The organism is Oceanimonas sp. CAM02, from assembly GCF_032842915.1.
In the GTDB taxonomy this organism is placed as follows: Bacteria; Pseudomonadota; Gammaproteobacteria; order Enterobacterales; family Aeromonadaceae; genus Oceanimonas; species Oceanimonas smirnovii.
Genome location: NZ_JAWJBK010000016.1, coordinates 11516 through 33616 on the forward strand (window position 1 = coordinate 11516; position 22101 = coordinate 33616).

General features: G+C 58.3%; 16 protein-coding genes. 8 read left to right on the top strand and 8 right to left on the bottom strand.

Annotation, left to right across the window (positions count from 1 at the left end; genetic code table 11):
- Positions 1-32: 32 nt before the first annotated feature.
- Positions 33-1388 carry a dGTPase gene (gene dgt / locus R0I78_RS04955; RefSeq protein ID WP_317074537.1) on the bottom strand — a complete coding sequence of 452 codons (1356 nt, stop codon included), beginning with the start codon at positions 1386-1388 and terminating at the stop codon, positions 33-35.
- Positions 1385-3730 (bottom strand): aerobic respiration two-component sensor histidine kinase ArcB, encoded by a 2346-nt coding sequence (gene arcB / locus R0I78_RS04960; protein WP_317074538.1) that lies wholly within the window; start codon positions 3728-3730, stop codon positions 1385-1387. Before arcB ends, dgt begins: the two co-directional genes overlap by 4 nt.
- Before the next feature lie 589 nt (positions 3731-4319).
- Here arcB and gltB point away from each other — a divergent pair.
- The 6 genes from gltB (at position 4320) to R0I78_RS04990 (ending at position 13673) form a co-directional block, all read left to right on the top strand.
- Positions 4320-8777 (top strand): glutamate synthase large subunit, encoded by a 4458-nt coding sequence (gene gltB, locus R0I78_RS04965; protein ID WP_317074539.1) that lies wholly within the window; start codon positions 4320-4322, stop codon positions 8775-8777.
- Between the two features lie 12 nt (positions 8778-8789).
- Complete coding sequence (locus R0I78_RS04970; RefSeq protein ID WP_317074540.1) at positions 8790-10205, top strand: FAD-dependent oxidoreductase; 1416 nt, start codon at positions 8790-8792, stop codon at positions 10203-10205.
- Between the two features lie 349 nt (positions 10206-10554).
- Positions 10555-11253 carry a 5'-methylthioadenosine/S-adenosylhomocysteine nucleosidase gene (gene mtnN, locus R0I78_RS04975; RefSeq protein ID WP_317074541.1) on the top strand — a complete coding sequence of 233 codons (699 nt, stop codon included), beginning with the start codon at positions 10555-10557 and terminating at the stop codon, positions 11251-11253.
- Between the two features lie 3 nt (positions 11254-11256).
- Positions 11257-12180: a cobalamin biosynthesis protein gene (locus R0I78_RS04980; RefSeq protein ID WP_317074542.1), complete on the top strand. Its 924-nt coding sequence runs from the start codon at positions 11257-11259 to the stop codon at positions 12178-12180.
- Positions 12173-12988 (top strand): cobalamin-binding protein, encoded by an 816-nt coding sequence (locus R0I78_RS04985; RefSeq protein ID WP_317074543.1) that lies wholly within the window; start codon positions 12173-12175, stop codon positions 12986-12988. The genes R0I78_RS04980 and R0I78_RS04985 overlap by 8 nt, the downstream gene beginning before the upstream one ends.
- Positions 12989-13043: 55 nt before the next feature.
- Positions 13044-13673 carry a trimeric intracellular cation channel family protein gene (locus R0I78_RS04990; protein ID WP_019934435.1) on the top strand — a complete coding sequence of 210 codons (630 nt, stop codon included), beginning with the start codon at positions 13044-13046 and terminating at the stop codon, positions 13671-13673.
- 55 nt (positions 13674-13728) lie between these two features.
- Here R0I78_RS04990 and tyrS read toward each other — a convergent pair whose 3' ends face one another.
- Positions 13729-14925: a tyrosine--tRNA ligase gene (gene tyrS / locus R0I78_RS04995; protein ID WP_019934436.1), complete on the bottom strand. Its 1197-nt coding sequence runs from the start codon at positions 14923-14925 to the stop codon at positions 13729-13731.
- A gap of 165 nt (positions 14926-15090) precedes the next feature.
- Here tyrS and R0I78_RS05000 point away from each other — a divergent pair, with 165 nt between their 5' ends.
- Positions 15091-16386: a peptidoglycan DD-metalloendopeptidase family protein gene (locus tag R0I78_RS05000; protein ID WP_317074544.1), complete on the top strand. Its 1296-nt coding sequence runs from the start codon at positions 15091-15093 to the stop codon at positions 16384-16386.
- Between the two features lie 35 nt (positions 16387-16421).
- Here the strand turns inward: R0I78_RS05000 and R0I78_RS05005 are convergent, their stop codons facing one another.
- The 3 genes from R0I78_RS05005 to erpA are packed head-to-tail and all read right to left on the bottom strand — an operon-like array spanning position 16422 to position 17523.
- Entirely contained in the window at positions 16422-16847 is a 426-nt protein-coding gene (locus tag R0I78_RS05005; RefSeq protein ID WP_317074545.1) for an HIT domain-containing protein, read from the bottom strand.
- Positions 16844-17170, bottom strand: a complete 327-nt coding sequence (locus R0I78_RS05010) for a glutaredoxin (RefSeq protein WP_317074546.1) — start codon at positions 17168-17170, stop codon at positions 16844-16846. The genes R0I78_RS05005 and R0I78_RS05010 overlap by 4 nt, the downstream gene beginning before the upstream one ends.
- Before the next feature lie 8 nt (positions 17171-17178).
- Positions 17179-17523: an iron-sulfur cluster insertion protein ErpA gene (gene erpA / locus R0I78_RS05015; protein ID WP_026344754.1), complete on the bottom strand. Its 345-nt coding sequence runs from the start codon at positions 17521-17523 to the stop codon at positions 17179-17181.
- A gap of 149 nt (positions 17524-17672) precedes the next feature.
- Between erpA and hemL the strand changes: the two genes are divergently transcribed.
- A complete protein-coding gene (hemL, locus tag R0I78_RS05020; protein WP_317074547.1) occupies positions 17673-18959 on the top strand; it encodes a glutamate-1-semialdehyde 2,1-aminomutase in 1287 nt (428 codons plus the stop codon).
- A gap of 264 nt (positions 18960-19223) precedes the next feature.
- On the opposite strand, the gene R0I78_RS05025 is transcribed toward hemL, so the two are convergent.
- Both R0I78_RS05025 and mrcB read right to left on the bottom strand, forming a co-directional pair.
- Positions 19224-19649, bottom strand: coding sequence for a VOC family protein (locus tag R0I78_RS05025; protein ID WP_317074548.1), 426 nt, complete (start codon positions 19647-19649; stop codon positions 19224-19226).
- 121 nt (positions 19650-19770) lie between these two features.
- Positions 19771-22101 carry a penicillin-binding protein 1B gene (mrcB, locus tag R0I78_RS05030; protein ID WP_317074549.1) on the bottom strand — a complete coding sequence of 777 codons (2331 nt, stop codon included), beginning with the start codon at positions 22099-22101 and terminating at the stop codon, positions 19771-19773.

Below are 22101 nucleotides of genomic sequence, written 5' to 3' on the forward strand. Positions count from 1 at the left end.
CCTCCAGCATTATTTATATCACGGTCTGGTATTCAGCTCTGAAGACCACACAGCAGCCGATATTCTTCCAGCACATAGGTATCTGTCATGCCACTGATAAAGTCCAGCAGCAGGCGCACGCGAAAATACCATTCCCGCTCGGCCTCACTTTCAAAAAAAGGTGCGCTTTGGCTGTCGCGCCGATAGGCCGCCAGGTGCCGTGCCGGTAACCGGTGAAACAGCCGGCGCAGCAGCTGGCCATTGGCATCGCGGCGGTTTTCAAGATCCACAAACTCGGCCGCAGACAATGTCAGCAAAGGCGCAAAAGCGTCGAGCACGCCCTTGAGTGCGGCAAACCCTGCCAGCTCAAGCGATTCGACCTCACGACGGCGAAACACATGTTCGTGAGCAAAGCTTTTCAGCCACTGCAGCGCGTCGGCGGGAGCCTGCTCCGCCGCCAGCAGCGGCTGATCGTGCTCCCCCTCAAGAATGGCCTGTTGGTGCAACATAAACTGCTCAGTAACCAACGGCAGCAAGTCTTGCCCCAGCCGCTCACGAAAGCGGCTGAAAAACCCCGGCTCCTGCACGCGGGAGCCCTGCCATAGCGTCTTCAAATAGTCGTTGCCGTTATTCAGCAGGGCTCGTTCCAGCTCGGCCAGGCTGAGCACCCCCCTGTCGACGGCATCCTCCAGATCCGCCACGCCATAGGCCATGTCATCGGCTGCTTCCATCAGAAATGTCAGCGGATGACGGCCCCGGGCGGTAGTGGGAAAAAGTTGCCGGATTTGCTGCACCAGCGGCCGCTCACTGAAAAAGTGTCCGGGTTTTTGCTGCCAGCGGCCGCCGGTTTTGGGCTGATAAGCACCGCGCACATATTTTTGCAGTGCTGCCAGCTGACTCAGGCTCAGATTCAGATCCTGCAGGGTATGCACCAGCCGAAGGCTCTGGGCATTCCCCTCAAACTGGCGTAAATCTGCGAGCAGCATAGGCCATTGCCGGGACGGCTCACCCACGGCCCGGCGAAACAAGCCCGGCAGCTGCTGTCCCAGCCAGTCAATCATGACCGCCTCGCCAAAATGTCCAAAAGGCGGATTACCCACATCGTGCAGCAGGCAGGCCATCTCCACCAGACTGACCAGCGCATCCCGCTCTACTTCAGGTTCAAGCTCAGCGGCCACCCTAAGTGCCAGCTGACGCCCGGTTTCCTTTACCTCCAGAGAATGAGTCAGGCGACTACGTACCGAGGCTTTTACGTCCAACGGAAACACCTGAGTCTTTTGCTGCAGCCGGCGTACCGGCGAGCACTGCACAATACGCGCCCTGTCTGCTTCTATTGCCTGCACTGTGGTTTCCGGCACAGAAGCAGGTCGTAACCGCTCAGCGCGGATCAGGTCTGCATAACGACTCATACACGCAACTCCAGCCAGTGCCGCAATTCCGCCAGATCCGGCTCAAGCAGCCGTTCCAGTTCATTCACTCTGTCATCCAGCCGTTCCCACCAGTCGGGCAAATCCGGGCTTTGTATCTGCTGGGCCAGCAGCTGCACCCGCTTCAGCCCCACCGAACCCGCCGCCCCTTTTATTTTGTGAGCTTCTTCCACAATTTCCTGCTGCCGGCGTTCGGCAGTAACGCTTTTCAGCCGCGACAGATAATCACCCGCCATGGTGCCAAGCATATCCACACTGGACAGCAAGGCCGCAGCACCTACCGTCTCCACATAGTCCTGCAGAAAAACAGTATCCAGTACCGCGTCGTCCCGGGAAGCCTCAGCAACGGCAGAAGAGACCGCCCTTGCAGCCTTGCCGCAAGGTGGCTTATGACCAAAAAAACGGGCCAAAACGCCTTTGATGGCCTTGGACGAGAGCGGTTTGCTGATGGCATCATCCATACCGCCGGCCAGGTATTTCTGCTTGTCACTAATGACATTCGCTGTCAGCGCTACCAGCGGCGGCAATCTGGTTCCCTGCTGCTCAGCGTCTTGCCGCAGCTGGCCGGCGATATCAAAACCCGTCATGTCCGGCAGCTGAATATCCAGGAACACCAGATCAAACTGCTGCTCAGCCAGTAATGCAAAAGCTTCACCGCCGTTGCGGGCAACACTGACACTATGACCCAGTTTTTCCAGCAGAGCACAGGCCACGGTAATATTCAGCTCGACGTCTTCCACCAGCAACACCGACAAACAAGGCAGCTGGGCCAGCACAGGGTCGTCTTTGGGTGCCTGAGTGGTAGGCACGGTAATGGTAATACTGAAGCAGGAACCCTCCCCCGGCTCGCTGTCCAGTTCAATGGTACCATGCATGGCTTCCACCAGCTGCTGTGACACTGCCAGACCAATGCCGGTGCCGGTAGCGTGTTTGCTGCCTTCAATCTGAAAATAGAGCGCAAATATCTTTTGCTGCAAGGCGGCAGGAATACCGATACCGGTATCTTCAATATCAAAGCGCAGAGTAACTTCTCCGGGGGTCAGTTCATCAGCCATACAACGAATGGTGACGCCACCGTCGTCAGTAAACTTGACCGCATTACCCACCAGATTCCACAGCACCTGACGTAACCGGGTGCCATCCGCCTCAATCCAGTCGGGTATGTCACCGTCCCGGTCAAAGTGCAGATACAGCCCCTTCTGCTCCGCCTGCAGCCGTGCCAGACTCTCCAGGTCATCAAGAAAGCCGGGCAAATCCATGGGTTCAGGTGCCAGCGTCAGCCGGCGGCGGTCCATTTTGTCGAGATCAATAATGTCATTAAAGATATTACCCAGGGTCACAGCGCTGAAGTGAATGGTTTTGAGATGCTGGCGCTGCTCGTCGCTGAGTTCAGTGGCCAGCAAAATACGGCTTAAGCCCACTATGCCGTTCAGCGGCGTACGCAGTTCGTGGCTGATGGTGGATATAAAAGTGGTTTTGTCCTGGCTCGCCTGCTCCAGCTCATTCTGATAGCGCTTGCGCTCGGTAATATCGCGGCCATAGCCCAACAGTCCCAGACGCTTGCCATCCCGATCAAAGAAGGGCACCTTGCGCAGCTCAAAGCAGGCTCGGCGGCCATCCGGATATTGCAACCACTGTTCGTAGGTTTGGGTTTCGTTGCGGGCAAAGACTTCTTTATCGGTTTCTACTACTTTATCAGCCACGTCTTCCGGATACACATCGTAAGGAGTAAGGCCTATCAGCTCTTTTTCCGGCCGGCCGAGCAGATTTTCCATGGCCTTGTTACAGCCCGAAAATTCCTCCAGCTCATTACGGTAATACACCAGATCAGGTGAAGTATCGATAAAGGAACGCAACAGTGCCGAGCGTTCCTGAGATTCCATCTGAGCTTTTTCCCGCTGAAACACTTCACTTTCCAGATCTTCAATGGCCTGCTGGCGGGCCGCCTGCGCCTTGCGGGTTTCTTCAATCTGACGATTAAGCAGCTCGATTTTTTCCTGCAACTCGCTGTTCAGCTCCTGATCCCGGTCGCGCATTTGCTGCAGCTTCTGCACCAGACGACTCAGCCGCTGGCGTGAATCCTCCAGCTGATCCACTACCACCGACAGAAAATACACCGCCCAGGGAGTGATCAGCAGGCCAAAGAAAATAGAGCGCACCATATCCACCGACTCTACCGAGCCGCGCAAAAACAGGGTTACTCCCACCTGTATAAAGATGGCCAGCAGAATAATGCAGGCAGCCAGCAACATGCTGAAGCGGACTATGCCCAGCTTGGTCATCAGGTCCACATAGTACTGGGCCCAGGTTTTAATGGGTTTCATCAGGCTTTCCTTCGGCAACGGCAAGCTCAAAGAATACCGGCTCCGAAGTGCACTGTCATGTAGCCTGGCTGAATGATGTCTGCACCAAAAGAGGTAAATTTGACGTAACTCAGCGCCAGTCATTACCAAAGACGATCAATATAAGCCGGTACATTTAGCCGATATGCACCAAAATTGAACATGCAACCAGCTGAACACGGACCACTTTCCCGCCTATGCACTGGTATGGGGCAATTAATGCACCAATAAAATGCAGGAGTAAAATCAAGAAAAAGCGCCATTTTGTTGTAATAAAACAACAACTGGTGTACATCACTTGCTTACGCCAAACATCAATAAAGAAAAGGATCAAAGGCACAAAAATCACATCAGGGCGGCATTAAACCCTAAACAAGCGCTTTTTACATTAAAAAAATCTGACATCAAGTCGCGGGACACGGTTACTTCGGAATGAAAACATTTCGTTGACCTCACAAAAAATTATCGATATTTTTGTAATTAAGCCACTTATGGCAACGGACGCTTCGACGCAGAATGCGCTGAGTAATACGCAGTCGCCCGGCCAGCAGCCGAGCAATGGAGGAAAGCAATGTCTCTTTATGACCCCACACTGGAAAAGGACAACTGTGGCTTTGGCCTGATCGCCCATACCGAAGGCGAAACCAGTCATAAGCTAGTGCGCCTTGCCATTTCGGCACTGGATCGTATGCAGCACAGGGGCGGTATTGCCGCTGACGGCAAAACCGGTGACGGTTGTGGCCTGCTGATGCAGAAACCCGACAGCTTCTTTCGCGCCGTGGCACAAGACAAGGGCTGGAGCCTGGGCCGCAAATACGCGGTCGGCATGCTGTTCCTCAACCACGATGCCGCCCTGGCCGAGCAACACAGAGCCATTATTAACGAAGAGCTGGAGCGGGAAACCCTGAGCCTGGTGGGCTGGCGCGAGGTGCCGGTAAACCCGGGTGTGCTGGGCGAAATCGCCAAGGCTTCGCTGCCGCGCATTGAGCAGGTATTTGTTAACGCCCCTGCCGGCTGGGCCGAAAAGGACATTGAGCGCCGCCTCTATATCGTACGCCGCCGCATTGAAAAGCGCATCAGTGACGACTTTTTCTATGTGGTCAGCCTGTCCAACCTGGTGATGACCTACAAAGGCCTGTGCATGCCCGCGGATCTGCCAAGGTTCTACCTGGATCTGGCCGACATTCGCATGCAGTCCGCCATCTGCGTGTTCCACCAGCGCTTTTCCACCAATACTCAGCCGCGCTGGCCCCTGGCCCAGCCGTTCCGCTTTCTGGCCCACAACGGTGAAATCAACACCATAGGCGGTAACCGCCAGTGGGCCCAGGCCCGGGCCTACAAGTTTGCCTCGCCGCTGCTGCCGGATCTGAAGGACGCCGCGCCCTATGTGAACACCTCGGGCTCCGACTCCTCCAGCCTCGATAACATGCTGGAGCTGTTCCTGGCCGGCGGCATGGACCTGTTCCGGGCCATGCGCATGCTGATCCCGCCCGCCTGGCAGAAAAACCCGGCCATGGACGAAGACCTGCGCGCCTTTTACGACTTCAATTCCATGCACATGGAGCCCTGGGACGGCCCCGCCGGCATCGTGATGTCCGACGGCCGCTTTGCCGCCTGTGCCCTGGACCGCAACGGCCTGCGTCCGGCTCGCTATGTGCGCACCAAGGACGGCTTTATTACTCTGGCGTCCGAAATCGGCATCTGGGACTACACCCCGGACGAAGTGCTGGAAAAAGGCCGGGTCGGCCCGGGCGAGCTGTTCGTGGTGGATACCGCCAGCGGCAAGATCTGGAACAGCTTTGAAATCGATGACGACCTCAAGGGCCGCCACCCCTACAAGGAGTGGATGAACAAGCACAGACGCAAACTGGAGCGCTTTGAAGACCTGTCCGACGAACAGGCCGGCCAGCGCGAGCTGGACGAGCGACAGCTGCGCACCTATCAGAAACTGTTCGGCTATTCCATGGAAGAGCTGGACCAGGTCATTCGGGTGATGGGCGAAAACGGCCAGGAGGCCGTCGGCTCCATGGGGGACGACGCCCCCATGGCGGTGCTGTCCAGCCGGGCCCGCTCCGTCTATGACTATTTTCGCCAGATGTTTGCCCAGGTGACCAACCCGCCCATCGATCCGCTGCGGGAAAATCACGTTATGTCTCTGGCTACCCTGATCGGCCGGGAGCAGAACGTGTTTAACGAAACCCATGGCCATGCCAACCGGGTTCAGTTTGAGTCACCCATTCTGCTGTACTCCGACTTTCATCAGCTGATGCAGCTGGATCAGTCCGAGCACAAACACTGCGTGCTGGATCTGAACTTTGAGCCGGCCGAAGGCCTGAAGGCGGCCATCGAGCGGCTGTGTGAAGAAGCCACCACCGCCGTGCGCGACGGCGCCGTGCTGCTGGTGCTGAGTGACCGCGCCATTCGCGAAGACCGGCTGCCGATCCCCGCCGCCATGGCGGTGGGCGCAGTACAACGCACCCTGGTGGAAGCCAACCTGCGCTGCGACTCCAACATCATAGTAGAAACCGCCAGCACGCGGGATCCGCACCAGTTCGCCGTGCTGCTGGGCTTTGGCGCCACCGCCATCTACCCCTATCTGGCCTACGAGACCCTGGCCCGCCAGGTGGCCGACGGCGTGCTGAACATGCCCCTGCGCCAGGCGCTGCTGAACTTCCGCAACAGCATCAACAAGGGCCTGTACAAGGTGATGTCCAAAATGGGCATCAGCACCGTCGCCTCTTACCGCTGCTCCCAGCTGTTTGAAGCCATCGGCCTGCACGACGAGGTGGTGGAACTGTGCTTCAAGGGAGTGTCCAGCCGTATTCAGGGCGCCGCCTTTGAAGATTTCCAGCAGGACCTGTTCAACCTGAGCAAGCTTGCCTGGATTGCCCGCAAGCCCCTGAACCAGGGCGGCCTGCTCAAATACGTGCATGACGGTGAATATCACAGCTACAACCCGGACGTGGTTACCAGCCTGCAAAAGGCGGTGCGCTCCGGCAACTATGACGACTACAAGGTCTACGCCAGACTGGTGAACGAGCGTCCGGTGGCCACCCTGCGGGATCTGCTGACGCTGAAGCCCGCCGGTGCCGGTATTGACCTGAGTGAGGTGGAGCCTGCCAGCGAACTGTTCCCCCGTTTCGACAGCGCCGCCATGTCCATCGGCGCGCTGGGGCCGGAAGCCCACGAGTCGCTGGCCGTGGCCATGAACCGCCTGGGCGGGCAGAGCAACTCCGGCGAGGGCGGCGAGGATCCCCGCCGTTTCAACAGCCTGAAGAACTCCAAAATCAAGCAGGTGGCCTCAGGCCGCTTTGGCGTGACCCCGCACTACCTGATGAACGCCGAGGTCATTCAGATCAAGGTGGCTCAAGGGGCCAAGCCCGGCGAGGGCGGCCAGCTGCCCGGCCACAAGGTAACCGCCGAAATCGCCAAGCTGCGTTATGCGGTACCGGGGGTGACCCTGATCTCGCCGCCACCGCACCACGATATTTACTCCATCGAGGATCTGGCCCAGCTGATCTTTGACATCAAGCAGATCAACCCCGACTGCCTGGTGTCGGTGAAGCTGGTGTCCGAGCCCGGCGTGGGCACCATCGCCACCGGCGTGGCCAAGGCCTATGCCGATTTGATCACCGTGTCCGGTTACGACGGCGGCACCGGCGCCAGCCCGCTGACCTCGGTCAAGTACGCCGGCTCTCCTTGGGAGCTGGGCCTGGCCGAAACCCAGCAGGCGCTGGTGGCCAACGGCCTGCGCCACAAGGTCCGGCTGCAGGTGGACGGCGGCCTGAAGACCGGTCTGGATATCGTCAAGGCGGCCATTCTGGGTGCCGAAAGCTTCGGCTTTGGTACCGGCCCCATGGTGGCCCTGGGCTGCAAGTACCTGCGGATCTGTCACCTGAACAACTGCGCCACCGGCGTGGCCACTCAGGATGAAAAGCTGCGCAGGGATCACTTCCTCGGTCTGCCGGAGATGGTAGAGAACTACTTCAAGTTTATCGCCGAGGAAACCCGCGAGCTGATGGCGCAACTGGGTGTCACCAAGCTGACCGACCTTATCGGCCGCACCGATCTGCTGCAAGCCCTGCCCGGCCTCACCGCCAAACAGCAAAAACTGGATCTGTCCGGCATTTTGGCCAAGCCCGAGCCCAAACCGGGCTTGGGTGTGTTCTGTCAGACCGGCAATCCCAACTTCGACAAGGGTGTACTCAACCTGAAAATAACCGAAGACGCCCTGCCTGCGGTGGAAAGCAAGACCGGCGGTAACTTCTATTATGCCATTCGCAACACAGACCGTTCGGTGGGGGCCCGCCTGTCCGGCGAAATAGCCAAACGTCACGGCAACCAGGGCATGGCAGCCGACCCGGTACGCATTCATCTGGACGGCACTGCCGGTCAGAGCTTCGGAGTGTGGAATGCCGGCGGTCTGGAGATGATCCTCACCGGAGATGCCAACGACTATGTAGGCAAGGGCATGACCGGCGGCAAGCTGGTAATCAAGTCTCATGTGGGCGTGGCCTTTGCCTCTCAGGACGCCACCCTGGCAGGCAACACCTGCCTCTATGGTGCCACCGGCGGTTACCTCTACGTGGCCGGCCGCGCCGGCGAGCGGTTCGCGGTGCGCAACTCCGGCGCCATTGCCGTGGTGGAAGGCCTGGGCGACAACGGCTGCGAGTACATGACCAGCGGCATTGTCACCGTGCTGGGCCGCACCGGCGTGAACTTCGCCGCGGGCATGACCGGCGGTTTTGCCTATGTGCTGGACGAAGACGATGATTTCGAGCTCAGAACCAACTTTGAGCTGGTTGAGCTGCTGGGACTGGACGAGCTGGTGATCCATCAGGAGCACCTGCGCGGCATTATTACTCAGCACCTGCAGGAAACCGGCAGCGACCGGGCACAGCAAATACTGGCCGACTTCGACCGTTACCTGCCCATGTTCAAGCTGGTCAAACCCAGGTCCAGCGATGTGAAATCCCTGCTGGGTCACCAGAGCCGCTCTACCGCCGAGCTCCGTGTCCACGCGCAGTAAAGGAAGATTGTGATGAGCCAGAACGTATTTCAGTTTATAGACGTACAACGTGTCGATCCGCCCAAGAAGCCCATCGGCACCCGTAAAATCGAGTTCGTGGAAATCTACGAACCTTTTTCAGACAGCCAGGCCAGCATGCAGGCCGATCGCTGCCTGGATTGCGGCAACCCTTACTGCGAGTGGAAGTGCCCGGTACACAACTACATTCCCAACTGGCTGAAGCTGGCCAACGAGGGACGCATCTTTGAGGCGGCGGATCTGTGTCACCAGACCAACAGCCTGCCCGAGGTGTGCGGCCGCGTCTGCCCGCAGGACAGGCTGTGTGAAGGCTCCTGCACCCTGAACGACGAGTTCGGTGCCGTGACCATCGGTAATATAGAAAAGTACATCACCGACAAGGCCTTTGAGATGGGCTGGCGTCCGGACATGTCTCAGGTGGTGAAGACCGACAGAAAAGTCGCCATTATCGGTGCCGGCCCCGCCGGCCTGGCCTGTGCCGACATTCTGGCCCGTAACGGTGTGACCCCTGTGGTGTTTGACCGTTATCCGGAAATCGGTGGTCTGCTGACCTTCGGCATTCCGTCGTTCAAGCTGGAAAAGTCGGTGATGAGCCGTCGCCGGGAAATCTTCACCGAGATGGGTGTGGAATTCTGCCTTAATACCGAAGTGGGCAAGGACGTGTCCTTTCAAAGCCTGGTGGACGACTATGACGCCGTCTTCCTGGCCGTGGGTACCTACAAGTACCTGCGCGGCGGCCTCGCCAACGAAAACGCCGACGGCGTGTACGACGCCCTGCCCTTTCTGATCTCCAACGCTAACCGGGTGCTGGGTTTCGAGAAGCAGGCTGCTGACTACATCGACATGGCCGGCAAGAAGGTGGTGGTGCTGGGTGGTGGCGACACCGCCATGGACTGCGTGCGCACCTCCATTCGTCAGGGCGCCGACAACGTTATCTGTGCCTACCGCCGGGACGAGGCCAACATGCCCGGCTCTCGCCGCGAGGTGCAGAATGCCCGGGAAGAAGGCGTGAACTTCATGTTCAACCTGCAGCCTACCGGCATTCGGGTGGGCGACAATGGCAAGGTCACCGGCGTGGAAGTGGTCTCCACCCAGCTGGGCGAGCCCGATGCCAACGGCCGCCGCCGCCCTGAAGCCGTACCCGGCTCCGAGCAGGTACTTGAGGCCGACGCCGTGATTATGGCCTTTGGCTTCCAGCCTCACGAGCAGCCCTGGCTGAAGGAATTTGGCATTGAGGCCGATCAGTGGGGCCGGGTCATCGCCCCCGAGCAGGCCGAGTTTGCCTACCAGACCAGCAACCCGCGCATCTTCGCCGGCGGCGATGCGGTACGCGGCTCTGACCTGGTGGTGACCGCCATCGCCGAAGGCCGCAAGGCCGCCGAGGGCATCATGGACTATATCGGCGTGTAAGCCTGATTAGCCTCATGTGCAAAGGCCGCTCATTGAGCGGCCTTTTTGTTTTAACTGTCGGTTGAGTCATGCAAATACGTCGGCCAAAGGGCACTGCTTCTTCGGCTCGCCGTAAACCCATCCCTGGGGGCTCCGTCGCGCCATCCTTGGCGCGAAGGGCACGCCGAAGCAGGCACCCTTTATCCTCCTTGTTCACCACCGGGCTGTCTGTAGCTATTTGCTGGCAACCCTGCTGGTGCTTCGCAATCCACAAATCCACATCCAACAAACGAATTTAGGTGCTGTGCAATCGGCCTTTTAAGGTGATGGTGGTACACTTGCGCCCATCATTTTTGCGGAATTTATTGTTATGACTATCGGAATTATCGGGGCCATGGAGCAGGAAGTAGCCGAGCTGCGCGCCCAGCTGGAAAACGCCACTACCACCACAGTAGGCGGCTGCGAGTTTTATCAGGGCCGACTTGCCGACAAGGAGGTGGTGATCACCCGCTCCGGTATCGGCAAGGTAGCCGCCAGCATTGCCACCACCTTGCTGCTGGAGCGCTTTTCACCCAAGTGCGTGATCAACACCGGCTCCGCCGGCGGCTTTGATCCGGCCCTGCATGTGGGCGATGTGGTGGTATCCAGTGAGGTGCGCTTTCACGATGTGGACGTGACCGCATTTGGCTACGAAATGGGGCAAATGGCCCAGCAGCCGCCGGCCTTTACCGCCGATCCGGCGTTGATTGAACTGGCCCGGGAATGCCTCACCGGCCAGGATGACATCAATTCCGCCGTCGGCCTTATCTGTACCGGCGATCAGTTTATGCACCGGGAAGAGCAGCTGCACAAGGCGGTCACCGAGTTTCCGGCCATGAAGGCCTGCGAAATGGAAGCCGGTGCCATTGCTCAGGTGTGCCATCAGTTCAAGGTGCCCTTTGTGGTGGTGCGTGCCCTGTCGGACATTGCCGGCAAGGAGCAGGCCGAATCATTTGAAGCCTTTCTGAACGTGGCCGCCCGCCATTCCTCGGCCATGGTCAAGGCCATGGTACAGCGTCTGCCCGGCTAAGCCATGACGTTTCTGCTGGAACACCCTCTCAGCCTGCTGACGCTGGCACTGCTGCTCAGTCTGCTGCAGCCTGCCGACAAATTGCAGCCGCTGCTCACCCAAGGGCTGACACGCCTGGGCCGGCGGCTGAACAAATCCGGCTACAGCCGGGGTTACCTGAAAGCCGCGGGGATGGGGCTATGGCTGGTGGTGCTGCTGCCGCTGCTGGCCGCCTGGTGGGCCATTGCCGAGCTGGCCCCCTGGCCCGAGTTACTGGATGTGCTGTTGTTATGGGCCTGCCTGGATGCGGGCCGGATCAGCCGGCGGCTGCCGCAAACGCTTAAACAGATAGCTGAACAACGCAATCTGGCCCGGTTAACTCTGGCCCCTCTGTGCTTGCGCCAGACCGATGCCCTCTCCGAGCTGGGGCTGCGCAAGGCAGCGGCGGAAGTGGCGGTGCTGCGGCTGGCCGGGGATTTTGCCCTGGCCTGCTGGTATCTGGCCGGAGGCATTTATGCGGCGCTGAGCTTTGCCCTGCTGCGGCTGGCGGTACAGGCCTGGCCATGCAAGCTGAATGACTGGCGCGCCTTTGGCACTCTGCCCTCGGCGCTGTACCGTGCCATGGCCTGGCTGCCATTTCATATGCTGGCACTGACCCTGCTGATTTATCCCGGCTCCCGCCGGGCAGTCCGTGGCTGGGCCAAAGGCAGCCTGTGGGGCTTTGCTGCCGCCGGCCGGCTGCTGGCAGTCGCCGCTGCTGGCGTGAATGCTGGCCTGGGCGGGCCACGACGTTACACTCAGGCCACCGAGTATTACCCCAAGCTGGGCAGCGGCAATCAGCTGCGTTCTGATCAGGCCCGCGGGCTGCTGCTGCGGCTGGCTCTGGCGTTACTGTTCTGGCTCTCCATTGGCTGGACCCTGACTCTGGTGCCGCTGCTTTATGGCTAAATTACTGCTGCTGTTAGTGCTGATGCCGGCGCTGGCCTACGGAGAGGCAAAACGCATTATCAGTCTGGCCCCGCATATTACCGAAATACTGTTTGCCATTGGTGCCGGCGAACAGGTGGTGGGAGTGGATGAGGCCAGTGATTATCCCGAGGCCGCCACTGCCCTTCCCGACATTGCCAATTACCGCTCCATTAATCTGGAGCAAGTGCTGGCACTGGAGCCGGATCTGATTATCGCCTGGCAAAGCGCGCAGTCGCTGCAGGTGGCTCCCTTGGTGCAACTGGGTATACCGGTAGCCTATTCCGAGCCCAAACAACTGGATGACCTGAGTGACGAGCTGCTCAGATTTGGCCGGCTCACCGGCCATGAGCAGCAGGCTCAGCAGGTGGCAGAACATTATCGGCACCGCCTTGCCGCCCTGCGTCAGCGCTATCAAGAAGCAGCGCCGGTCAGGCTGTTTTATCAGCTGAACGAAGTGCCATTGATGTCGGCCAGCCAGCATACCTGGATGGGCCAGGCGGTCAGCCTGTGCGGCGGAGACAGTATTACCGCCGACAGCCCCACACCCTATCCGCAAATTGATGCAGAATTTGTGCTGGCACAAAATCCGGACGTGATTCTGGCCCGGAACCTGTCTGCTCTGCAGCGCTGGAAAGACTGGCCGGAGCTTGCTGCCGTACAGCAAAACCAGCTGTTCACTATGGATGTGGACACTCTGCACCGCTTTACTCCACGCACTCCCGGTGGCATTGCCGGGCTTTGCCAGCAGCTGGATCTGGTTCGTCAACACAGACAGAAGGCGAATTGAGTTCCTCATACCGCCTCTATACAATGGCGGCCCTTTTTTGTTGAGGTAAAGACAATTGCTGCCCCTGGTTGATTCGGTATTTTACTGGAGTGATTTATTCGGCACCGCCGTATTTGCCTTTTCGGGCATTCTGGTTGCAGGCCGTTTGCGCATGGATGGCTTTGGCGTCATCGTACTGGCAGCCGTCACCGCCATTGGCGGTGGCACCATACGGGACCTTATTATCGGGGCCGAGCAAGTATTCTGGGTAGCGGATACCCTTTATCTTTGGGTCATTCTGGGCACGGCCATGCTGGGACTCTATATAGTTCGCCTGCCCCGCCGGCTGCCCTGGTATATGTTGCCTCTGGCAGATGCCTTTGGCCTGGCGGTGTTTACCGTGATTGGTGCCGACAAGGCTCTGAGCCATGGCACCTCCGGCATGGTGGCGGTGGTAATGGGGGTAATTACCGGGGTGGCCGGCGGCATGATTCGGGACGTGCTGGCCCGGGAAGTGCCCATGGTGCTGCAGCGGGAAATCTATGCCACCGCCTGTATTCTGGGCGGCATTCTCTACACCGGCACTCTGGCGCTGGGCCTGCCCACCCTGCTGGCCACCGCCCTGGGCATGCTGGGCACCTTTATACTCAGGGTTGCCGCCATTCGCTGGCACCTGTCGTTGCCGGTGTTCTCGCTGACGCGGTGAGGAAAACAAAAAGGCAGCTCAATGAGCTGCCTTTTTTAGCGTTAAAGCCTCAGACTCAGGCCACGGTGACCCTGGCAAACTTGCGCTTGCCTACCTGATATACCGCCTGACCGGGCAGTACCTGCAGCTTGCTGTCTTCCAGCTTGTCACCGTCCACTTTTACCGCACCCTGCTTGATCATGCGCAGAGCCTCGGAGGTGGACGCCACCAGACCGGCGTCTTTCAGCAAATTGGCAATGCCCATGCCGTCGGCACCGGCATTCAGGGTCACTTCCGGCAGATCGTCAGGAATGGCGTTTTTCTGAAACCGCTGCACAAAGTCCTGATAAGCCTGTTCGGCAGCTGCTTCGTTGTGGTAGCGGGTGATAATTTCTCTGGCCAGCAAAATCTTGGTATCCCGCGGGTTGGCACCGTCGGCCACTTCCTGCTTGAGGGCGGCCAGCTCGTCCAGACTACGACGGGATAACAGCTCGAAATAGCGCCACATCAGCTCATCGGACAGCGACATGATTTTGCCGAACATTTCATTGGGAGCTTCGTCCACACCAATGTAGTTGCCTGCCGACTTGGACATTTTCTTGACGCCGTCCAGGCCTTCCAGCAACGGCATGGTCAGCACCACCTGAGGCGTCATGCCTTCGTCTTTCTGCAGCTCACGTCCCATCAGCAGGTTAAAGCGCTGATCGGTTCCTCCCAGCTCAATATCGGCCTTCAGTGCCACTGAATCGTAGCCCTGCAATAACGGGTACATAAATTCATGAATAGCAATGGACTGGCCGGAAGCATAGCGTTTCTTAAAATCGTCCCGTTCCAGCATACGCGCGACTGTCTGACGGGCAGCCAGACGAATCATGCCGGTGGCACCCAGTTCACTCAACCAGCTGGAGTTATACACTATCTCGGTTTTCGCCGGGTCCAGCACCTTGAATGCCTGCTCGGCATAGGTTTTGGCATTAGCGGCCACCTGCTCGGCAGTCAGCGGCGGGCGGGTCGTGTTTTTGCCGGACGGATCGCCTACCTGAGCGGTAAAGTCACCAATTAGCAGCAATACTTGATGGCCCAGATCCTGAAACTGACGCAGCTTGTTAAGGATCACGGTATGACCCAGATGAATATCCGGCGCGGTGGGATCCATACCCAGTTTTACCCGTAGCGGGCGACCTTCCTTCAACTTTGCAATCAGCTCTTCTTCAACCAGTATCTCTTCGGCACCGCGTTTAATTTCCGCCAGCGCCGCTTCCAGCTGGGACATGACAACTACACTCCTGTTGGCAAGCCTGAGACACCCTCTGGCGCTTTGCCGGGGCACAAAAAGGGATCAGGCAATATAATTTAGTTAAGCAAGCCATATTACTGGAATGGCGAAGAAATTGGAAAGACTGTAGAATTTTTGCCAGTTTTCAGGGAAGAGCCGAGCATGCCTGTGATTAAACTGCTGAATAATTTACCCCGTCGACATCGTATTGCCATTTTTGCCCTTGGTATCGGTATGGGCATACTGGCCATGTTACCCAGTGAACAGGCCGTTGCCAGCCGGGCGATAGCTGAGCAAACCGATGCCCTCATTGTGGCTGGCGAGCGTTATCCTCTGGCGTTGGAAGTCGAGAATATTCCTTTTAATGAGTCTCGCCGTCATGCTCAGGAGCAAATAGTTCAGGTAAAGTCCGGTGATGCGCTGTCGCTGATTTTTTCCCGTCAGGGCCTGCCCTCTGCATTGCTGCACGAGCTCAGCCAGCTTGAAGAAGCGAAGGCCCTGCAGTCACTGCATCCCGGTGACAAACTCACATTTCGCTACAACCGCAATAATGAATTTACCGCCCTGCTCTATTCTCTGGACGCCGCCCGCACATTGGAAATCACCAAAGGTGCCAAGGGACTGAGCAGCCGTATTCACAGTGCCAGTCTGGAAAGCCGCAGCCGGTTTGCCCAGGGCAGAGTCAGCTCGAGCTTCTGGAATGCCGGCAAGACTGCTGGCCTCAGCGCCAGTCAAATTATGAGCCTGGCCGGCATGTTTGCATGGGATCTCGACTTTGCGCTGGATATTCGCGAAGGTGACTATTTTACCGTGCTATTTGAAGAGCAGTACAAAGACGGGCTAAGGGTAGGCAGCGGCGACATTCTTGCCGCCGAATTTGTGAATCAGGGCAAGGTCTATCGCGCTGTGCGTCATGAAGACGGCAACTACTATTCACCGGAAGGCCGCGCCATGCGTAAAAGCTTTTTGCGGGCACCGGTGAACTTTACCCATATCAGCTCCAACTTTAACCCCCGCCGGCTGCATCCGGTCACCGGTCAGGTGCGGCCGCACAGAGGCATAGACTATGCAGCACGCACCGGTACGCCGATAATGGCCGCCGGCAGCGGTGTCGTGACCGAGTCTGGCTATAACCGCTTTAACGGCAACTATGTGTTTATTCGCCACGACAGTACTTATGTGACCAAATATCTGCATCTGCATAAACGCATGGTTAAAAAAGGTCAGCGGGTAAAGCAGGAGCAGCAAATCGGAACGCTCGGGGCCACCGGCCGGGTCACCGGTCCGCATTTGCATTATGAGTTTCTGGTTAACGGCGTGCACAAGGATCCCAAGACGGTGAAGCTGCCTCAGGCCGCCAAACTGCCCGCTGCCGAACTGGCCCGGTTCAAGCCAAGGGCCAACACACTGCTGGCCCAGCTGACTCGTGTCGGCAATGTGATGCTGGCGAAGAACTGATACAAAAACGGCCCGCATTGGCGGGCCGTTTTTTATTAAGCAGCGACAAAGTCCGGCAGTGCAGCCAACCGTTCACACCAGCGGGCAGCTTCGGCCTCAAGATCATCATAGAGCAAGGCCTCAAAACGCCCCCAGACAGGGCCTGGCCAGGCGTCATCGGTGGTAAAGCGGGCAACATGGTGCAGGTGCAGCTGAGGTACCATATTGCCGAGTGCGGCCACATTCAGCTTATCGGGTGACAGCGACTGTTCCATTAATTGCGCCAGCGCACAGGACTCACGCATCAGCTGCTGTTGATCCGCCTCGCTCAAGTGATGAATTTCCCGCAATTCGGCATAACGGGGCACTAAAATCAGCCAGGGATAGCGGCCGTCTTTGGCCAGCAGCACCCGGCTTAACGGCAGGTCGCCCAGCACCACGCAGTCGGCGGCCAGGCGCTCATGCAGCACAAAGCTGCTCATGATGCCTTGCCGAAGTGCAAACGCAGGTAGGCAGCAATATCTGCCGACTCATACAGCCAGAAATACTCGCCGTTGTCCTGTTCAATGCGCAGGCAGGGCACCATGCGCTGACCGCCACCGGCCATCAGTGCCTGCAGGTGCTCGGGGTTATTGGTGTCATATTCGGTCAGTTCCAGGCCCAGTTCGCGCACTACCGCGCTCACCTTCTGGCAAAAAGGGCACCATTCCTTCTGATACAGCGCCAGCTTTTCCGGGCTCTGCACCGCCGGGGCCGACTCAGCCGCCTTGCTGGCACCACCACCAAACCAGTCAAACAAAGACATATTCAGCCTCAGATGCTAAAGGAAGAGCCGCAGCCGCAGGTGCTGGTGGCGTTGGGGTTGGTTACCAGAAAGCGGGAGCCTTCGAGGCCTTCAATGTAGTCAACGGTACCGCCCACCAGATATTGCAGACTCATGGCGTCTACCACCATGATGATGCCATTCTTTTCAATCACGGTGTCGCCGTCATTGCTTTTTTCATCAAAGGTAAAGCCGTACTGAAAGCCGGAGCAGCCGCCGCCGGTAATATAAACCCGCAGCTTCAGATCCGGGTTTTCTTCTTCGGCGATCAGGGCTTTTACCTTGTTGGCTGCCGCATCGCTCATCTGGATCGGCAAGGGGACTGCTTCGCTCATCACTACCTCTTTATATATGGTGTTGTGCAAAATTATCCAATACCCGACCAAACAGTTCAAGTATTGTGCGACCGGGGCCGATTCTCGGCCTGAGCAGATTTTGTTATAGTCCGCATCACACTCGACCATAACCACCAAGGATTTTGTGCATGTCCAAGTCTGACGATCTCTTTAACCAGGCCCGCCGCTTTATTCCCGGCGGTGTCAACTCTCCGGTTCGCGCTTTCAGCGGCGTGGGCGGCACTCCCCGCTTTATTGAACGCGCCGACGGTGCCCGTATGTATGATGTGGACGGTAACAGCTATATCGATTATATCGGCTCCTGGGGCCCCATGATTCTGGGCCACAATGCCGACGTGGTCAAAGACGCCGTGATTGAAGCCGTGTCCCGCGGCCTTAGCTTCGGTGCCCCTACCGGCGTGGAGGTGACCATGGCCGAGAAGGTGTCCCAGCTGGTGCCCTCTATGGAGCAGGTGCGCATGGTAAACTCCGGCACCGAGGCCACCATGAGTGCCATTCGTCTGGCCCGGGGCTTTACCGGCCGCGACAAGATTCTGAAGTTTGAGGGCTGCTACCACGGCCACGCCGATTGCCTGCTGGTTAAAGCCGGCTCCGGTGCCCTGACTCTTGGCCAGCCCAACTCGCCGGGCGTGCCCGCCGACTTTGCCAAGCACACCCTCACCAGCACCTTTAACGATCTGGACTCGGTACGCGCCGCTTTTGAGGCCGCCCCGGCCGACATCGCCTGTATTATCGTGGAGCCGGTGGCCGGCAACATGAACTGCATTCCTCCCGCACCCGGCTTTCTGGAAGGCCTGCGCGCCATCTGTGACGAGTTTGGTGCCCTGCTGATTTTTGATGAAGTCATGTGTGGCTTCCGCGCTTCTCTGGGCGGCGCACAGCAGCGCTTTGGCGTTAAGCCCGACCTCACCACCCTTGGCAAGATCATCGGTGGCGGCATGCCGGTAGGTGCCTTTGGTGGCCGTCGTGATGTGATGGAGCACCTGGCTCCCACCGGTCCTGTGTATCAGGCCGGCACCCTGTCCGGAAACCCGGTGGCCATGGCCGCAGGCCTGGCCACCCTGAATGCCATCAGCCAGCCCGGCGTGTATGAAGCACTGGAGCAGAAAACCAAAACCCTGGTTGAGGGCATGCAGGCCGCCGCCGACAAGCACGGCATTGCCTTTACCACCACCCGGGTGGGTGCCATGTTTGGCTTCTTCTTTACCGAAGAAAAAAACATCAGCCGCTATGAGCAGGTCACCCGCTGCGATCTGGACGCCTTTAAACGCTTCTTCCACCTGATGCTGGATAACGGTGTTTATCTGGCACCCAGCGCCTTTGAAGCCGGCTTTATGTCGCTGGCCCACGGTGAGCAGGAAATTGCTGACACCCTGGCCGCCGCCGACAAGGCCTTTGCTGCGCTCAAGAGCTAAAGGCTAGTACCGAGCCGTCTTCACCACGAATCAACGGCAGGGTTACCTCCACCGACACGCTTCGTTGAAAGCCACTCACTAAAAAGCCTGCTGCGAACATATTCAATGTTCGGTCAGGCTTTTTAGTTCGTCACGGCGAGCAAGCTCGCCCCATGAACGCTCGGCAAATGCCATCCCTGGCATTTGCCGGTCGGTTACGGTAATCCCTGCCATTGCTTCGCTGAATATGAGCACAGCTTCAGAAGTCTCAAATATCCATTCTGCTTACGCCGGCCGCTGTATTTCCACCAGCGGTGCTTCCAGCAACTCCACGCTGTTGCCGTCGGGATCCATAATAAATACATAGCGGGCACAGGTCTGACCCGGCACCGGCGTTGGTTTATCGGCCAGCAAGCCGGCCCCGTGCAAACTGCTTAAGGCATCATCCAGATCAGTAACCTGCAGGGCAAAATGTCTCAGCCCCAGCCTATGGCTCTGCGCCCAGGGCGGCAAAGCGCCCAGATCCGGCTCTTCTTCAGGGCGAAAACAATACAGCTCCAGCCGCGCCTGCCCCAGACGAAGATGACAAATCTGCAGCTCGCCCTTCTCATCCTGCCAGCGGTAATCAGGCTCAAACCCCAGCCCTTTGTAAAACCCTTCTGATGCATTCAGATTACGCACATTTAACGTTACATGATGAAAAGCAAACATAGCGCTTCCCTCCGTCTCTCTATTCAGCATATACGGAGACGGCGGCTTTCACCCGTTTGCGCCGGCATCAACAATAAGGGGGAGCACAGTGGCTCCCCCTTATTTACTCAGCTTATTATCATCAGCGGGCAAAGTTAAAAATATCCCGCAGCCAGTCGCCCACCTGCTCTCCGCTGGGCAGCTCAGGCATGGACGGCTGACAGCCGCGTATCGGCGGCAGACCACTGGTGCGGGCCGGCAATAGCCGGGTCTGCTCACAACGGGGGTCGGCAGGCTGGCCGTCACTCAGGGCAAAGTTAACCTGATCAATACCCGCCGGCGGCGACAGCTGTAAAGAGTCAACGCCGCGGCCATCGAGATAGCGGCTGTAAATGCGCAGGGCGCCGCTGGCACCAGTCAGGCCGGTCACGCCGTTATCGTCCCGGCCCACCCAGGCGGTAACCAGCTCTTCGTTATCCAGTCCGGAGAACCAGGCATCCCGCAAGTCATTGGTAGAACCGGTTTTACCCGCCATGATCCGGTTAGGAAAACGGGCCGCCAGATGGGCCGCGGTACCGCCACCCACTACCCGGGTCATACCATAAAGCGCCAGATAACCGGCCTGAGGGTCCAGCACCTGAGTGGCCTTGGCAGTGTGCTGATAAATCAGCTCGCCCTCTTCGTCCTGAATGGCCCGAATGGACGTCAGCGGCTGATACAACCCCTGATTGGCCAGAGTCAGATACAGCTGGTTGACTTCCAGCGGGGTCAGCTCCAGCGTGCCCAGCAGCATGGAAGGATAAGGCGGCACCGGCTGCTCTACGCCCATGCGCTTGAGTCCGTCCACTACTTTATCCAGACCCACTGCCATCCCCAGGTTCACCGTGGGCACGTTCAGGGATTTGGCCAGACCATCCACCAGCAGCACGCTGCCGCGATACTGGCGATCGTAGTTTTTGGGCCGCCATACCTGTCCGCCTTCACTGCGCAGAGTAACGGGTTCGTCCTTAAGCGGGCTGGACAGACGATAGCCGTTTTCCAGACCCAGCGCATACACAGGCGGCTTGATCAGCGAGCCTATCTGGCGACGGGCTGACAGCGCCCGGTTAAAGCCGGCAAAGGCCGGATCGGCTCCGCCCACAACAGCACTCACTTCCCCCTTGCGCCAGTTTGACACCACCATGGCCGCTTCCAGATCCTGGCGCTTGGTATTGGCACGCAGCTGCTTTATCTGCTCGGCCACCGCCTGCTCAGCAGTATGCTGGGCGATGGGATCCAGACTGGTAAAAATGCGCAGGCCGTTCTGATTAAGAAAGCCGGCACCAAAGCGGGTATTCAGTTCGTCTTTCAGCAGCCCCATAAAAGCCGGAGTGCGGCCATAGCCCATACGGCCACGCTCAATCAGCCCCAAATCCCGGCTGCTGGCCTGCTCATAGGTCTGGCGGTCAATATGACCTTCATTGGCCAGCAGCCGCAGCACCAGATCCCGGCGATCACGGGCCCGCTCACTGTTACGCCAGGGATCGTAAAAAGAAGGTCCTTTTACCAGCGCCACCAGCAGCGCCATCTGATCCGGATTCAGCTCGTTGATGGGCAGGCCGAAATAAAAATAACTGGCCAGACCAAAGCCATAAACCCCTTTGGCGCCGTTTTGCCCCAGATAAACTTCATTCAGATAGGCTTCAAGAATCTCGTCCTTGTCGTAGCGAAAGTCGATAATCAGTGCCATGTAGGCTTCCTGAACCTTGCGCCACAGGCTGCGGTCCTGACTGAGGAAGAAGTTCTTGGCCAGCTGCTGAGTCAGGGTACTGCCGCCCTGCACGGTGCGGCCGGCCTTGATGTTGACCACCAGGGCCCGCAATATCGCCAGCGGCGACACGCCATCGTGCTGATAGAAGTCTCTGTCTTCCACCGTGATCAGCGCCTGCACCAGCAGCTCGGGCACCTGATCCAGACGCACCAGCAGCCGGTCTTCCCGTTCGTCCACGTTCAGACGATCCAGCAGCACCGGATCCATGCGCGCATAACCCAGCTCGCGGCCGTTATCCGGATTCTGCATGCGGCTCAGACGCTGGCCGTCAAAGCTCAGCAGCAAAGTACGGGCCTGCTCGGCACCATCAGAGAAGTTGAACGGCCGGCGATGAATTTCAATACGGTTACGGCTCACCGCATATTCACCGGGCCGCGAAGGGCTGGCCACCTTGCGATAATTCAGCATCTGCAGTTCACGCAGCATCTGGGCATGAGACAGCTTCTGCCCCGGAAACAGCTCCAGCGGCCGGCTGTAGACCAGCGCTGGCAGCGACCACTTCTGTCCTTCAAAGCGGGCGCGCACCTGGCTGTCCAGATAAATGCCAAAAATGCCCATTAATACTGTCCCTACCAGGGCCAGCTTGAGCATGAGTCCCCAGCCAAAGCGGCGCTGTTTTTTCACCGGCTTTTTGCGGGATTTACGGGTTGTCTTTTTTGCCAT